Origin of the sequence: Sphingorhabdus buctiana (assembly GCF_042680825.1) — a bacterium.
Lineage (GTDB): Bacteria > Pseudomonadota > Alphaproteobacteria > Sphingomonadales > Sphingomonadaceae > Sphingorhabdus_B > Sphingorhabdus_B buctiana.
In genome coordinates, this window is sequence record NZ_JBHUEL010000005.1 from 26,839 (window position 1) to 42,277 (window position 15,439).

Annotated in this window: 14 protein-coding genes and 1 tRNA gene; 7 read left to right on the forward strand and 8 right to left on the reverse strand. The window is 58.8% G+C overall.

Annotation, left to right across the window (positions count from 1 at the left end):
• Positions 1 to 254 precede the first annotated feature (254 nt).
• Positions 255 to 440, reverse strand: coding sequence for a hypothetical protein (locus ACFSAG_RS07085; protein ID WP_233203966.1), 186 nt, complete (start codon positions 438 to 440; stop codon positions 255 to 257).
• On the opposite strand from ACFSAG_RS07085, the gene ACFSAG_RS07090 reads away from it, so the two are divergent.
• From ACFSAG_RS07090 to ACFSAG_RS07105, 4 genes are read left to right on the forward strand one after another with little or no spacing between them, the layout of a single operon-like run.
• Complete coding sequence (locus ACFSAG_RS07090; RefSeq protein ID WP_272936770.1) at positions 405 to 1,220, forward strand: HamA C-terminal domain-containing protein; 816 nt, start codon at positions 405 to 407, stop codon at positions 1,218 to 1,220. The two genes, ACFSAG_RS07085 and ACFSAG_RS07090, sit on opposite strands and share 36 nt — an antisense overlap.
• Complete coding sequence (locus ACFSAG_RS07095) at positions 1,217 to 3,826, forward strand: DEAD/DEAH box helicase (RefSeq protein ID WP_381512883.1); 2,610 nt, start codon at positions 1,217 to 1,219, stop codon at positions 3,824 to 3,826. The genes ACFSAG_RS07090 and ACFSAG_RS07095 overlap by 4 nt, the downstream gene beginning before the upstream one ends.
• A gap of 15 nt (positions 3,827 to 3,841) precedes the next feature.
• Entirely contained in the window at positions 3,842 to 4,150 is a 309-nt protein-coding gene (locus tag ACFSAG_RS07100) for a DCL family protein (protein ID WP_062912953.1), read from the forward strand.
• Entirely contained in the window at positions 4,147 to 4,398 is a 252-nt protein-coding gene (locus ACFSAG_RS07105) for a hypothetical protein (protein ID WP_145923458.1), read from the forward strand. The genes ACFSAG_RS07100 and ACFSAG_RS07105 overlap by 4 nt, the downstream gene beginning before the upstream one ends.
• 46 nt (positions 4,399 to 4,444) lie before the next feature.
• Here the strand turns inward: ACFSAG_RS07105 and ACFSAG_RS07110 are convergent, their stop codons facing one another.
• The 4 genes from ACFSAG_RS07110 to ACFSAG_RS07125 form a co-directional block, all read right to left on the reverse strand.
• The gene (locus ACFSAG_RS07110) at positions 4,445 to 5,164 is read right to left on the reverse strand and encodes an RES family NAD+ phosphorylase (RefSeq protein ID WP_062912954.1); all 720 of its coding nucleotides are present in this window, start codon (positions 5,162 to 5,164) and stop codon (positions 4,445 to 4,447) included.
• Positions 5,161 to 5,574: an MbcA/ParS/Xre antitoxin family protein gene (locus tag ACFSAG_RS07115; protein ID WP_047823591.1), complete on the reverse strand. Its 414-nt coding sequence runs from the start codon at positions 5,572 to 5,574 to the stop codon at positions 5,161 to 5,163. Before ACFSAG_RS07115 ends, ACFSAG_RS07110 begins: the two co-directional genes overlap by 4 nt.
• A 60-nt stretch (positions 5,575 to 5,634) precedes the next feature.
• The gene (locus ACFSAG_RS07120; protein ID WP_381512887.1) at positions 5,635 to 9,867 is read right to left on the reverse strand and encodes a strawberry notch-like NTP hydrolase domain-containing protein; all 4,233 of its coding nucleotides are present in this window, start codon (positions 9,865 to 9,867) and stop codon (positions 5,635 to 5,637) included.
• Between the two features lie 103 nt (positions 9,868 to 9,970).
• Positions 9,971 to 10,879 carry a DUF7146 domain-containing protein gene (locus ACFSAG_RS07125; RefSeq protein WP_062913024.1) on the reverse strand — a complete coding sequence of 303 codons (909 nt, stop codon included), beginning with the start codon at positions 10,877 to 10,879 and terminating at the stop codon, positions 9,971 to 9,973.
• A 127-nt stretch (positions 10,880 to 11,006) separates the two neighbouring features.
• Here ACFSAG_RS07125 and ACFSAG_RS07130 point away from each other — a divergent pair, with 127 nt between their 5' ends.
• Positions 11,007 to 11,666: a lytic transglycosylase domain-containing protein gene (locus tag ACFSAG_RS07130; protein WP_062912957.1), complete on the forward strand. Its 660-nt coding sequence runs from the start codon at positions 11,007 to 11,009 to the stop codon at positions 11,664 to 11,666.
• Between the two features lie 18 nt (positions 11,667 to 11,684).
• The gene (locus tag ACFSAG_RS07135; RefSeq protein ID WP_234782575.1) at positions 11,685 to 11,951 is read left to right on the forward strand and encodes a DUF5818 domain-containing protein; all 267 of its coding nucleotides are present in this window, start codon (positions 11,685 to 11,687) and stop codon (positions 11,949 to 11,951) included.
• Here ACFSAG_RS07135 and ACFSAG_RS07140 read toward each other — a convergent pair.
• The 3 genes from ACFSAG_RS07140 to ACFSAG_RS07150 form a co-directional block, all read right to left on the reverse strand.
• The gene (locus ACFSAG_RS07140; protein ID WP_119084639.1) at positions 11,894 to 13,147 is read right to left on the reverse strand and encodes a tyrosine-type recombinase/integrase; all 1,254 of its coding nucleotides are present in this window, start codon (positions 13,145 to 13,147) and stop codon (positions 11,894 to 11,896) included. The two genes, ACFSAG_RS07135 and ACFSAG_RS07140, sit on opposite strands and share 58 nt — an antisense overlap.
• A 178-nt stretch (positions 13,148 to 13,325) precedes the next feature.
• A tRNA-Met gene (locus ACFSAG_RS07145) sits at positions 13,326 to 13,402 on the reverse strand.
• A gap of 180 nt (positions 13,403 to 13,582) precedes the next feature.
• Entirely contained in the window at positions 13,583 to 14,395 is an 813-nt protein-coding gene (locus ACFSAG_RS07150) for a flagellin N-terminal helical domain-containing protein (protein WP_381512893.1), read from the reverse strand.
• A 211-nt stretch (positions 14,396 to 14,606) separates the two neighbouring features.
• On the opposite strand from ACFSAG_RS07150, the gene fliD reads away from it, so the two are divergent.
• A partial coding sequence (fliD, locus tag ACFSAG_RS07155; protein WP_381512896.1) for a flagellar filament capping protein FliD occupies positions 14,607 to 15,439 on the forward strand: 833 nt, incomplete at its 3' end.

The window sequence follows — 15,439 nt, forward strand, 5'->3', positions numbered from 1 at the left end:
GACTTAGGAAAGTATACATTCGGCCCAAACAATGGGTGGGTCCGCAATCGCCGACATAGCCGACGGGCGCCCCCAAGATTGGGCAGTTCTGAAGCTGCAGCGAGATGTGATCCCGCCTGCCGGATACGGGTCACCGGATGCATCCATTGGGATGTCTTCAAGCAGCAAACGATAGATTAGAGCAGTGGATAAATACCTCCGGGACTCAACCGCCAAAAATGCATAGAATATGGCAGTTTGACTGCAACCGGTCGCTACTTCTGGGGGATGACCTGTCTGACATCACGGTCGATGATTTGAATGCCGCACTCACCGGTGACCCGGAGGCCCTCGAAGTTCACCTCGAACTCGTCGAGCGCGACGTCGTTCTCGACGGGCATCTCGTAAAAATTCACTGCCATTGCCTGACCGTCGACGCCAATGGCCGCGTAGAACCCCATCGGCTTGCCGAGTTTATGCGAAATGCGGTGACCACCTACGCAATACCTCGGGCAAGGATGGCCGCAGCCAAGGCGCGGGACGAAAAATACAAGAGCGGTGAGGCTGTTGCAGCGTTGCACGAAGAGGCCAAGCGGTCGTTCACGGATCTCGCGCGAACCGGCGAAGGCGGTGAGATGCTGCTCTTTCTGCTGGCCGAGCGCTTTTTGAAGCTGCCGCAAATCCTCTGCAAGATGGACCTGAAGACGGATACCAGACAGCACTATCATGGCGCTGATGGTGTATATGCGGGGGTGACGGACGACGGAATTTTGAAGCTTTTTTGGGGTGAATCCAAGGTATACAAAGACGTCAGCGAAGGGATCAAAGATTGCTTCGCTTCAATTGCCCCCTTCCTAATCGAGCCGGACCACGAAGGTGCCGAGCGCGAAAAGGACTTGATCCTTCTGAGCGACAAAGCCGACCTGTCTGACCCGACTGTCACGGCCGCGCTCCGGCAGTATTTTAACAAGGACTCAAAGCAGTCAAAGCGCGTCAAATACTGCGGAATCGCGCTGATCGGGTTTGATGCAGCCTTCTATCCTAGCGACGGCGTCAAGGCGGTGGCGGAGGAAATTACAAAAGCCGCCAAGACTGAGCTCGAAAACCTGAAGACGCGGATTGGAACGCGACTGACTGCCGAAAAGCTGGATCAAATTGAGATCGAGGTGCTTTGCATCCCTCTGCCTTCAGCGGATGGGTTCCGGAAGGCATTCCTCAAAGCGATGGGGCTCACTGAATGAGCCTCGAAGAGTTGACCAAGTGGCTGGTGAACGAGGGCATCAAAGACGATGTAGCTGTCCTAACCCGTCGCACCGTTAGGACTGAGCTGGACCATCTTGAGCCTGAACCCGCGGAAGACCCCGATATCGACTGGCATCGGCTCTTGTTTGCCGGAAGTATCCTGGCTCGATCCGAAATCCGACAGCATCAGGAGATCGCGCTGCGAATTGCGACCGGTGCCGTCACGCTGGCAGATTCACAGCCCGTGAAAGATGCCGGGGCGGTCCTGCTTGATAAGCTATCCAATTTCCGCGCGGTGGCCCTCGCGAACAATCGCGAATTGCTGGAGACGGACTTGGAGGGCCGCTTAGGTCTGGGACTGCGAATGGAAGCCCAGCGCCGAAAGTTGGATCATTCTGTTCTCATGGAATCCAGCGGAAACTGGTTGCAAGTCAACGATTTCCAGCAGCGGTTTTGGGATAGCGCCACGAAAAACACATGGTTATCGGCGTCCGCCCCTACAGCTTCCGGCAAGACGTTCCTCGTCTTGCAGTGGCTGATCAATCATATGCGCTCGGCTGAAACGCGCGTCTCGGTCTATCTCGCACCGACGAGGGCACTGGTTTCGGAAATCGAGACGAACTTGACCTTGCTGCTGGGCAGAGGCGCAGAAATTGAGGTTTCATCCCTCCCGCTCCGGGAGAAATATGATGCCGCGTACGAGGGGGGAAACAAACTCATCCTCGTGTTCACGCAGGAGCGGCTTCACCTTCTTGCCAACGTACTCGGCGATGACGTCCACGTCGATTTGCTGGTCGTCGATGAAGCTCACAAGATTGGCGACAACCAGCGGGGCGTCATTCTGCAGGATGCTATCGAACGGCTCGAGCGCACTAACCCCAACCTGAAGGCCGTGTTCATCAGCCCTGCGACGCAAAATCCTGAAGAATTACTGGCGGACGCTCCAAGTGCGGCAGACGTAGATTTTGTTGACAGCGACTCGCCGACCGTCATTCAAAACCTGATCGTCGCTGAGCAGGTTCCTCGTAAACCAAAACGATGGAAGCTTTCGATACGCCAAGGCGTCATTTCTGAGCAGATCGGTGTGTTGGAGCTTAGCAGCTCACCAGGCACATTGAGCAAGAAGCTGGCCTTCATAGCGGCGGCAGTCGGGGAGCGCGGCGGCACCTTGGTATATGCCAATCGTGCAGGCGACGCCGAAGATATCGCCGACCTGATTTCCCAATTGATCCCTCCGGTCGATGGTACAGACAAGGAGTTGGTCGAACTTGCCGATCTGGCAAAAAAGGGCGTCCATCCCAATTTTTCTCTAGCATCTCTCGTTCTTAAGGGCGTGGCGTTTCATTACGGCAACATGCCATCCCTGATACGTCAGGAGGTGGAGCGCCTATTTCGTAGCGGGAAAATTCGCTTTTTGGTTTGCACTTCGACGTTGATCGAAGGCGTGAACCTGTCGTGCCGCACGATTGTCGTTCGTGGCCCAAGAAAAGGCATTGGGCATCCGATGGAGCCTCATGATTTCTGGAATCTCGCGGGACGAGCTGGCCGATGGGGTAACGAGTTTCAGGGAAACATCGTTTGCATCGATCCGGACGACACCACCGCCTGGCCCAACGGCGTCCCCATACGATCCCGTTATCCAATCAAGCGCGAAAGCGACGCCGTTCTTGAGACGGGTGACGGCATGGCCGACTATCTTGAAAGGAGGGCAGATACGCCACTGTCAGAGCTGCCTGATGTTGGTCAATTCGAACAGGTTGGTGCATACCTTCTGGCGACTTACCTCCGCTTGGGTTCGATCGAGCAGGCGGGATTCGCGAAGCGTCATAATCCCGCAACCATCGCGAAGATCGACGCGCAACTTGCCGCTTTGGCGGACACGATCGAGATCGGCTCTAACATCGCCGAACGTCACCCGGGCGTGAGCGCGCTGGGACTCCAGTCACTGCTCAATGCTTTTCGAAACTACCAAAAGGATGTCGAAAACCTGATCCCCGCTCCGGTCGAGAGCCAAGACAGTTATGATCGGTTCGTTACGATAATGCGCAGAATCAACGAGCACCTATATCCGGCTTTCATGCCTGACAGTCTGATCCCGCTCTATGTCGTCATCGTCGTGCAATGGCTTAAGGGCCTTTCGCTCGCAGCGATGATAAGGAAGAATATCGAGTATCACCATACGCATGGACGGTCTTACGTCCTGCCCACGCTGATCCGGCAAACGATGGAGCTTGTCGAACAGGTCGCCCGATTCAGAGCTCCAAAATATTTGTCAGCATACATGGACATTCTCCACCTCCATCTCCGCGAGATTGGCCGCGAGGACCTGATCGACGACTACCTGGATATCGGGACACAGCTCGAATTTGGCGTTTCGACGCGCACTCTCCTGTCATTGATGGAACTGGGCCTGTCTCGCATGAGCGCGGTAAGCCTCTACGAGAAGATTGCCAGGGACGACCTAACTAAAGAAGGATGTATGCAATGGGCACTAGAGCGCGACGCCCAGTTTGAGACAATGGACATCCCAGCTATCATCATTCGTGAAATTCGTGAGAAGCTATTGGCCGATGATAAAGATAGCCAAGACACCTTGAGTTCTTGACGTAGGAGGTTGCAAATGCCTGCCAAGCCGTTCGATTTAGGTGATCTGCATTTCGACAAGAAGGGCGACGCCGTCGATTATTTGAACACGATGCTTCACAAGTACGACGTTGGCGACAAAGTCAGTGCAGAAGATGCAAAGGTGTTGATGGCTGCGTTAGCCCGCCATCCCGAAGGTGACGAAAAAATCGGAAGCGGTGTCGCCGGGTTCAGCGTCCGGACCGCCGACTTCAATACCAAATGTTTCTGGGTGAATCGGACGGATGGCAGCACCATGAAGTTCGCGCATCGGGCCTGCGTCTACGGAAAAGTTCGGCCTGGTTGATTGCTGAACTGGCCGAACAAGCAAGCGACGGGAGCAAGGAGTCAGCCTTTTTTGAAATCGTCGATGCCTTACCGTCACGACCCAACACGGACCTGGTATTTGGAGCCGAGCTGCGCGACGAGCGCCGCCGCCTGATCCTTCTCGGAAAACGCTCCTGCGAGATGCCACAAGCGCTCGGCCAAGATATTTTCGATGCGTGCATTCGGGAACATGCCCAGAGTAATCAAATGACTGAAATTAAATCGTAAAGTTACAAAGACCGAAGCACCAAAACCTTGGGGCTGGAGCGTCATTCTACGCAGTAGCCACCACTCGAAACATCGCCCCTGTACCAGCGTCTCGAACCAGATCGACACCTGTTCCGTCCCAGTGGTAATCGAGGTGACGTCCCTGAGTGGGGTCGGATACACAATCCGGGTAGAACAAGCCGACACACTCACCACCCGGATGCCGGATGCTCGGATAGACAAGACCTTCGGCCCCGCCCCCTTTGAGTTCAACAGCGAGGGCTTGCGATGCAGCATAGTTGTCGGGATCAAGCGCGGAATCGCCTGCCGCAAGGCTCCTAAGATCGTGAAGATCGGCGCTTACCGAAAGGATGATCTCACGGAACTGTGAGGTCCAGCCTGGCGCTTCTACAGTGCGAGCCATGAAACGGGCATGGTGATGGATTGTCTCGAACAGCGCAGTTTCGAATGCATCCCCCGCGTATAGGACGCCGTAGGTCCCATCGGTGAAGCGACTTGGCCGGTCAGTGCTGACATGCGTGAACGGGGCCATCAGATAGGATGCGCCGTTGCCCCCTACCCGGCGGTCAGCAGGTACCAGATCGAGATTGCCGATCGTCGCCATAATGCGGGGATTGGTTTTTTGCTCGGCGGAGATCAGCAGCGGCCAATCTGCAGGGTCTGAGATGTCTTCGAACAGGTCGATCGGTGGAAAGGCACTGCGGATAATCCGTACAGCACCTTTCCACTCGACCTGCGCAACCGGAATCGCCTTGGGATCAATCACCAGGCACCACGTTCGGCATCAAGATAGCGACGCACCCGCATGATATCGGTCAGCTCGCCGCCAAGCATGACGTCGAGCGCACTCGCTCCGGCAAAGGCGGCGTTACCTGCCTTGATCCAGGCGTAGCCACGTTGGGCTTCGGAAAAGATGATCCTCAGCGCCTTGTGGATACCCATCAGGTTGGAGAGCCGCGCCGCACCATCGCGCGAGACACGGCCCGGCCCCTCAGCCTTCCATCGCCGGTAGGAGCGAACCGGCATGTCGAGCAAAGTCGCTGCCTGTTCGTCCGTTACTTCCCATTTCCCAAACAGGTTCAGCACGGCGCGGAACATCGCCGCTGCTTCCTCCTGGGTTACAGGGTCGGGCCGAAAGGCGTGGGGGACGGTATCAACGGGTTGCAAAGCCAGCATGACTATTCTCCATATGGCAGCATATAGCATTTTAATGCCATTTGGCAAGGTTCGTCAAAATCAGATTGCAAGCCGCGCCAAGACCGCCACTGCGTTCGTGGTCGGAACGAAAAGCCGCGTCTGATAACGGATGATCTCGGTGAAACACCCATGTGCCTTGTACCAGTCGAGGCGCGACGCCGACCAACCTGCCAGTTCGAGCCGCTGCGCGCCGTTGACGAGGCTGCGCTTGAGCGTGAGCGCTTCGCGGCTCTTGATTTGCATCGGCCGCCCGGTCCCGATCACCGCATCGACGACTTGCTCTGCCGAGAAGGCATGTTCGTCTTCAAGACCAAGCACCTGGCATAGTTCGGGCACGCAATGGAGCGGAACCTCCCGGCCTAACAGCGAGCGTCCGTCTCGCGCCGAAATCCGGCTGACGCGAACATAGTCGGAAGGGAGTTTGTCCCACACCGGAAGCAGTAGGCCGGTTGCAAGATGGAGGCGCTCGCGCTTGTGATTTGAGGCGGCGTCATCGACCTCCTCCTGCCACAGGCGGCGAAATTCGGTTGGATCCACCGTTTCCCAGTTGCTCTCCTCGAGTTGATCGGCGGTGATGTGCCCATGCTTCAAGGGACGGACAAGCTCGAAGCGGGCCACACGCATACCTTCGTCGGTGAGCAGACTACGCGCCGGGACAAGCAGCCCGATCCGGCCTGAGCGCGCATTACGCAGAAGTTGCTGACGCGCACCTGAAAAGCCGTAGAGTTCCTCGAGGCGTTCGAGACGCAAAGGCTTGAGAGCGCGGGCGATCTCGAGTTCCAGGAGATGCGTAGTCGCACCCGACAGCGCATCGGTGCGCAGTAGCGTGTCGGTCACCACCTCGTAATGCTCTACCGCAATGGTCTCGACCCCAATGTCGAGCGTGCCGGCCTGGCGTGCTGCATCGATCCGCGCTTCGACGAGGCCGAGAAACTCGTCAAATATGCCGTTTTGCAAAACAATCGGCAACGCGAGGATGCGATTGAGCCAGCGCTGGATTGTTGGCAGGTCATCGACCATCCCGCCGTCGGATCCTTCGACCCTGAGCCCGCTCAATTCCTCAAACCGAGAAAGCGTAACGGCTTCCAGCTTGCCTTCGAACAACAGGCCGAACCAGCGGTGAAGCGCCTCCTTGGCGTATGTGCTCTCGAGATTGTCGGCAGGATCGAAGAGGTTCTGCCCACCCGTCTGGCGCTGCCCGCGGGTCAGTGCGCCGAGGCTGTCTAGCCGACGTGCAATGGTCGAAATAAACCGACGTTCGCCACGCACATCGGTGGTCACCGGGCGAAACAGCGGGGCCGATGCCTGATTGGTGCGGTTGGTACGGCCAAGGCCCTGGATTGCGGCATCGGCCCGCCAGCCCGGCTCAAGCAGGAAGTGGACCCGGCGCATCTGGTTCTTTGCCGCAAGGTCGGCATGATAACTGCGGCCGGTGCCACCGGCATCAGAGAAAACCAGAATCCGCTTTGTCCCGTCCATAAAATCTCGCGTTTCGGCGACATTGGCGCGCGGAGAGCGCGACTGGAGCACCTGGCGTCCATCGCGCCCGACGATCAGGCGGCGGGTACGGCCGGTGACTTCGGCGACCTGATCGACACCGAACCGTTCGATGATCGCATCGAGCGCCGTCGCGATCGGCGGCAAGGCACAGAGCTGCTCGATCATGCCATCGCGCGCGGCAAGCGCCGAACGACAGAGAACAGGGGCACCGTTCTCATCACTCATCGGTTCGGACCGGGCATGGCCATTCTCGTCCGTAAACACGGCCATCAACCGCACCGGAAAGCTTTTGGTGAGGTAATCGACCACGTATTCGCGGGGGGAGAGATCAATTTCGAGTGCTTCACGTTCCGCATCGGAGAGATCAGCGAGGCGGCGGTTGAGCATGGCTTCGGCGGTCGAGACGAGTTGCACTACAACAGCGTTGCCGTCGGCAAGTGCCGCATCAATCGCAGGCAGCAGGCTCGGCAGCTTCATGGATAGAAGGAGCTGCGCGAAGAAGCGCTGCTTGGTGCCTTCAAACACCGAAAGCGCAGCCGATTTGGCACCTGAATTCAGGGTATCGCCACTGTCAGCGTCGACGATCCGCGTTGCCTCGAGAGCTTCGCGCAGGTTGGCATGAATGATTGCCCAGGCGTCTGCATAGGCGTCATAAACCGCTACCTGGTCGGGGGTCAGGCAATGCTCGAGAATCTCGTACTCAACTCCGGCGAATGAAAGTGCCCTCGCCGCGTACAGTCCAAGTGACTTCAGATCACGGGCGACCAGTTCCATTGCAGCGATACCGCCATCGCGAATGTCTGCGACGAAGGCTTCGCGATTGGCAAAAGCCGTCTCGGGACCCCACAGGCCAAGACGGGTGGCATAGGCGAGATTATTGACGTCGGATGCCCCGGTCGCCGATGCGTAGAGCACGCGGGCGCGAGGCAGCAGATTCTGGATGCGAACACCGGCAATGCCCTGTTCCGATCCTTTGACCGTACCACGTGAGCCTTCCCCGCCAGCGGCGTTGGCCATCGCATGGGCTTCGTCAAAGACAATGAGCCCGTCGAAGTCCTCCCCAGCCCATTCGAGAATCTGCTCGAGCCGTGTCGCGTCGCTGCGGCCCGAGCGTAGTGTCGGATAAGTCACGAAGAGTATGCCTTCGCGCATCCCGATCGGGACACCGAGCTTCCATTGGCCAAGGGGCTGGACGTCGATGGGAAGGCCGCCGAGCGCGGTCCAGTCGCGGCGGGCATCTTCGAGCAAAGCTTCGTTCTTGGAAATCCAGATGTGGCGCCGTTCGCCCCTCACCCACCGGTCGAGGATGACGGAAGCGACCTGCCGTCCTTTCCCTGCACCAGTTCCGTCACCAAGAAAGTAGCCCATGCGGTAGGCGTGCCCGTCGGCGCTCGCCTTCAAGGCGCAGCCCTTGTCGTCGGGCTCAAACCGTCCCGGCAGATCGCGGGCATGCGCGCTTGCGGCATAGATCAGGGTCTCGGCCTGCGCAGCGGAAAGGACGCCCCCAGCAATGAGGCTCGACGGAAGCTGAGGCACCACTTCGGGCACGGGTGCGGTTATCGAACCCATCGCAACGGATTCAACCAGCGGGGTCGGATGCGGGACCGCATCTGCAATTGAGATCCGGCTCGGCCGGTAGGGCAAATAATGCCCAACCTGGCTTTCGATCGGCGCAGGTGCTTCGAGCGGAGTAAAATCAAGCGGCAGGATCGACGGCGCCGCAGCGGTTGGATGGACCTTAAGTGGAACTGGTTTCGTCCTGTTCGCAACCAGCCGAAGCGGCAATGCTGGCTTGATGCCGATGCTGGGCTCGGCGGGCAGGCTTACCCGGTCAGGCAGCATATCGATCAGCAGATGAAGCTCGGCAAAGTTTGCCGGCTGGGCGATGATCGGGCTGGTACCATCCTTAGCCTTGTCGAGAACCAAGAGCCGGGTTGAGATAGATGTGCCCTGCTTGACGAAACCGCGCTCGATCGTCGCGTTGAGGCGCAACGAGACGGGACCGGCGATCCCGACAAGAAACTTCGGAAGCTCGAACCATTCGGGCATCACTGCGACCAGGCGGCCACCGGGCAGAAGGCGCTTCCAGGCAGAACGCAAGTGCCGATCGCCAGTGCGACTATCGTGGCCCCTTTCGATTCCGTGTGAATAGGGCGGGTTCATCAGCACCACGCTCGGACCCACGTCGGGCTTGAGAAGTTCGTCGATCAGTTCCCCGTCAAATCCCGTGACTGTCGCCTCTGGAAACACGGCGCCCAGGCATTCGCGGCGCAGCGGCGATATTTCGTTGAGAGCGAGACGCGCAGCTGCTTTTGCTGCCCATACGCACAGCATCCCGGTCCCGGCCGACGGTTCGAGAACCAGTTCAGCGGCAGAAATCGCGCATGCCTTTGCAGCCATCCAGGCCAGACGGGGCGGCGTCGCGAATTGTTGCCACTCGATCTGCTCGTCGCTCCGGTTGGACTGGGTCGGGACCAGACCTTCAAGGCGCGTGAAAGCCTCATCGGCAAAGCTGGGTGACATTGCAGGTGAGAATTCGGTCGCCTGCGCCAGAAAGAACACCTGCGCCAATTCAAGTGCCGCATGGGCATCGCGTACGGACCAGCGTCCTTCGGCGTCGCTACCGCCGAAGTGATCGGCCATCGTTGCATTCACAGTGAGCCGTGAAATTGCTTGATCTGCAGCGAGCCGGGCGGCCAGCGCCCTCGCCGCTGCCAGCACTGGCGGCTCGGCGGGATCGGAGAATGCGAAAGCGGTATTTGCGTGTGACATGAGAGACCTCCTGAAGAGGCCCTGGGTTTGTCCGGGTGTCCGTTCGGATAAATCCGCCCGGGGGCCTCACAAGGCCCCAAGCCCGCTTTCCTCTCACCGACATTCAGACCGCAGCTCGGACTGAGCGCATGAGCACATCATTCCAGTCGTCGCCGGTTAGCTCCGGACGCCTGGTGACAATCAGCCGCCCTTCGCAAGCGTAGGCCTCTCGCGCACGCTCTTCAGCAAGGTGCCCACCCGCATCATTGTCGACAAAGAGATACAGCTGGTGCACCGATTCCGGGATTGTGGCCAAGCCGAAGCGTTCGTTTCCCAGCGTCGCCCAGCAGGGAACCTTGAACATTTGCATCGCTGAGAGGGTCGTTTCGTTTCCCTCTGCGAGGCCAAGGCGTCCTCCATGCGGGTACGCGAAACGCACCGCCCCAGAACCGGGGCTGCCTAACGCACGCCTGGGCTGATCGAAAGAAGCCAAGCTGGTTTTGTCGAGGTCAAGGAAGGAGCGGTGCAGCGACAGAATTCCGGCATCATTGCGCACGGCCGCCACCATCGCGGGTAGAAACTGGACAGCACCCTTTGGCCCCAGCGGCATATGCGGGTGGAAACGCAGCTCCGGCGAAGAAATCGTGATGCCTCTGGACACAAGGTACTTCTCGGCGGGGCTGCCAGCGATGGTCGACGCCTCACGCCAGAGCCTCAGCGCATTGCGATTGGCGACTTCCTCGCGCGGTTCGGCCACGATCGGACCACTCGTGCCATCGAACAGGTCCGCAATTCGTATTCCGAGCCCGGCCATGGCTTCTATCACCGCCCCGTTCGTGCAGCCGGCAAAGCAATGAACAAGAATTGCGCGCTTTCCGAGTGTGATGCTTAGCGAAGGAGTGCGATCGTCGTGGGCCGGGCAGCAGCACATTCCGCGCGAACGCGACCAGGCACCGCCCAGCTGCTCGACTATCTTGCGCGCGCTGTTTTCCAGTTGCAGACCTTGGAATTGGGATGATCGGTGTTGGTGCATGGGGGCATCTCCATCGTAACTTGCCTCCACCCGCGCAGCCTCCGCTCTGCGTCGCTGACGTTTCATTTTCCTACATCAGATGTTCTATATATGTTCTTTCCCGATTCGACCACCAAAGGATTCGGGAATGAGACTGAAATGGGCAGTAGTTGCAGGGGCAACGACAGGATTTGGGTCCGTCCTCCCCGCTAACGCGCAGGAGATGGAGCCCCCTCAGATGACCGTTGCCTCGGAGTTGACGACCGACGGCTTCCGCGTTGCAGAAGGGACTGATGGCTTCCTTCTCGTCGAACATGGCATTTGGAGAAAGCCTCCAACGGCCTCGTCCGAGCCGCCGGCTACCGATGCGGGTCGAACCTACTTGCCCTATCGATATCCAAAGCCCCAAGGCAGCGCGCCATCGGGATTCCGTCGGGCAAGCTACCTTCCTCATGTTTACGCTGCTGAGGCTCAATACTCGCTACCAAGCGGCCTTCTCGACGCTCTTGTATGGACGGAATCACGATATAATCCGATGGCCATCAGCAAGGCCGGGGCCGCAGGCTTGGGGCAATTGATGCCAGGGACAGCGCGGGACCTTGGCGTTTCAAATCGCTTCGATCCCAAGGCGAACATCTTGGGTGCGGCCCGATACCTACGCCAGATGCTGGACAAGTTCGGGGTGGTTCATCTGGCCCTCGCCGCATACAACGCAGGTCCAGGTGCCGTCGAGCGCGCAGGCGGTATTCCTCGCAATGGCGAGACGCCGGCCTATGTGCGTGAAGTGCTGCGCCATTGGCGGTTTTGAACGGGGGACGTTGTGAGCGTGGGTCGAATACGCGTCTCGGGAATTTTGAGCCGTGGTAGACGCGGGTTGTTCCTGACCACGACAGACGAAGTCGTCTGGATCATCGAGAGCGAAGAACCCGAATGCGAATTCGTCGGATCAGCGGTGATTGTCGAGGGGGTTGTCGCAGGTCGAGATCGTTTGCGCGCAGAGACTGGATTGGACCGGTCTGATCGAAGCCATAGTTATCAGGCTGCGCGCTTCCCTGCCTTCTTGATGTCGATCACCTTCCCGCCGCTCAGATAGTCAGCCCAGTCCTGCATCATCCGGCGCCGGGGAGCCAGGTATTCAGCGGCATTGTAAGCTCCACGCACGTCGTTTTTCTCCGAATGCGCGAGCTGTAGTTCGACCCAATCCTCATGGTATTTCCTGATCCACATGGGCGGCTTGCCGAACTCGACCAACTGCTCATTGGCCCAGGTGCTCGCCAAGCCCCGGAAGCCGTGTACGGTTTGGCGACTGTGGTATCCGAGGCGATAGAGCGCGTAGATCATTGTGTTCTCTGAAAGCGGCTTGTTCGGGCCATTACCCGGGAAGAGAAACTCGCCAGGCGCTGCTGCTATCATGGATTTCGCGATGTGCGTTGCCTGCTGCGAGAGGGGCACCAAATGCTCTCGTCCCATCTTCATTCGCTCGGCCGGTATGCGCCAGACAGGTGATTTGCCGCCGAGGTCTTCGAACTCGGATTTGGCGGCGAAGCGGAGCTCCTTCGTTCGAACCCAAGTCAGGAGCGCAAAGAGAACTGCGTCACGGGTGATTGAGGACCGCCGTTCGCCCTCTTCCTGGTAGGCATGCAGCTTCTCGATGAATGCGGGCAATTCGCTGAGCGGCAGACGGCTCATATGCTTCACTCGTGGTCGCGGCTTTAGCGCCCCACGCAGATGTGTCGTCGGATCATTCGAGGCCAGGCCACACGCGATTGCGAACTGGAAGACTTGCCCCACCCCTTGCTTCGCACGCCGGCTGATATCGAGCGCGCCTCTTGCTTCGATTTTGCGTATCATTGCCAGGACGTCGGGCGCCGTGATTTCATGAACGAGTTTCTCGCCGATGGCTGGAAAGACATCCCTTTCCATGCGCGACCAGACGCGTTCGGCGTGCGCGGCATTCAACGCGCTCTTTCGATTTTCATGCCAGCGCTTTGCGACATCAAAGAAAGTGGCACCCTCCTGCGAGATCACTTCCCCCTTGGATTTCATTGGATCCTTGCCCTCGGCTAGCAACGCCTTTGCGGCTGTGCGCTTGGCACGCGCTGCAGCTATCCCGAGGTCTGGGTAAGCGCCGAACGAGAGCAACTTCTCCTTGCCTGCGAAGCGGTACTTCATCCGCCACAACTTTGATCCGTTCGGCTGGACGAACAGGAATAGGCCCTCCCCGTCGGCCAGCTTGTAGGCGCGATCACTTGGCTTGGAATTTCGGGCCTGAGTCTCCGTGAGAGGCATTGGGGGTATCGCTCCTTTCCGACACTCCGCGAAAATACCCCCAAAATACCCCCAAACCAAATCTGGCTGCATGTGGAAGACCATGGGCGCATGCGGACGCGAATCACCCGCAAACCTCTGCTTTTCTTTCGATTTTTGGAAAAATGCGGAAGCTAGTGGAAGCTTCCGGATCAAGGAATGGTAGCGGAGGAGGGACTTGAACCCCCGACCTACGGATTATGATTCCGCCGCTCTAACCAGCTGAGCTACTCCGCCAACCTTGCGAGTCCGGGGCAAGCCGCCGGACAGGAGGCGGCCTATAGGGTCGCACGTTCCTCCGGTCAATAGCCGGTTTGTGCGACTGCTGACTCAAAAAACACCCCGGCAGGTCGCACTGCCGGGGTGTCGCTTTGCGGGCATCGGAGGACCAGTCTCCGCCGCCCAGTGGGCTCTGGATTAACGAAGCAGGTTCAGCACGCCCTGCTGGCTTTGGTTGGCCTGCGCCAGCATCGCAGTCGATGCCTGCGAAAGAATCTGCGCTGCCGCCAGCTTGGTCGATTCCGCAGAGAAATCGGTATCGGCGATGCGCGATTTGGATTCGGAGAGGTTGGTCGCGGTCGACGTCAGGTTGTTCACCGTCGCATCCAGGCGGTTCTGGACAGCACCAAGATTTGCACGCGCGGTGGCAACCGAATCGATCGCGGTGTCGATCAGGTTCATCGCGGTGCCTGCGCCGCCCGCCGTCGACATGTCGATCGCGTCCACGCCAAGGCCGGTTGCGTTCATGCTGGTAAAAGCAATGGCAACGGATTCGCCGCTCTCAACACCGGTCTGGATGTTGAAGGTGGTAGCTGCGTTGAACAGGTTCGAACCGTTGAAATCGGTACGGCCGGCAATGTCGTCGATCTGACCGAGCAGTTCGGTGACTTCGGTCTGGATAGCGGTGCGATCCGATGCGGCTGCGGTTCCGCTAGCCGACTGGACCGAGAGTTCACGCATACGGACAAGGATGTTGGAGATTTCGCCCATTGCCCCTTCGGCGGTCTGCGCCAGCGAAATGCCGTCATTGGCATTGCGGATGGCCTGGTTGAGGCCGCGCACCTTGGCATCCATACGGGTGGCGATGGCTAGGCCGGCTGCATCGTCCTTGGCGCTGTTGATGCGCTTGCCGGTCGACAGGCGTTCCATCGCGGTGCCAAGCATGTTGCCCGCAACGCGCGAGCTGTTCTGCGCACGAAGCGCGCTGACATTGGTATTGATTACGGTCATCTGAAGTTCCTTTCGGCTTGGCTGCTGCGTTCGAAGCGGCCACGAAAGCTGTAACGGCGCGAGCTGTTCCGGCTTTAATCGCGGGCGTCGAAAATCCGTCATCACAGCCATTTGGCGCCCAGACTATTCCCATAAATTACTGATTATATATGGTTTTAATTGAATGGCATGCAAATTGCCTAGGTCAGTGCGTGTCAGGCCAGGATATGAAATGAACGCAATCGACCAGAACCGGCTGCTGCAAATGCGCGCGGCCATTGTTTCGCAGAACCAGGCCCTTCAGCGTGCTGCAGGGCTTGAATCGCAGGCACCGTCCAGTTTCACCCAGTCGCTGTCCGACGCAGTGCAGGCGGTCAATGCGCAGCAGGCCAAGGCGTCTGAACTATCGGCCGCCTATGGCCTTGGCAGCCTGACTTTGACAGTAGGTGGCGTGGCGCACAACCTGACCATCACCGCGAGCAACAACAGCCTGGCCGGGCTTGCCGATGCCATCAACGCGACCGGAAGCGGGGTCCGGGCTTCGGTTGTGAGCGATCAGGGTCAGTTCCGTCTGGTGCTGAAGGGTGAGACCGGCACTGCCAAGGCATTTTCGCTTGCTGCGGATACTGGCGCGGACCCAGCCTTGGCTGGCTTGGTCGGCGGCCTCACCTTGTCGCAGCCGGCGAGCGATGCCATCATCCGCGTCGATGGCGTCGAGTATAACCGGCCCACCAACACGATTACTGACATCGTGCCGGGTGTTTCCCTGACGCTCAAAAAGGCTGAGATTGGCGTGGCGGTTTCGCTTGGCAGCGTGCGGCCCGCAGATGCCCTGAAGCAGACAGTTTCCGATTTCGTGACCGTCTTCAACCAACTCCAGACCAGCCTCAAAGAAGCGCGCCAGGCAGTGGGCGGGGCAGGCAATTTGCGTGCGCTCGACCGGCAGTTGACAGCATTGGTCAGCAAGGCCCTAACCGGTAACGCAGGCATCAACAGCTGGACTTGTAACGGTTTCGTGCCGGTCACCTATCTCATTATGCCACCTTGGCCTCGAATGCGAGCGGG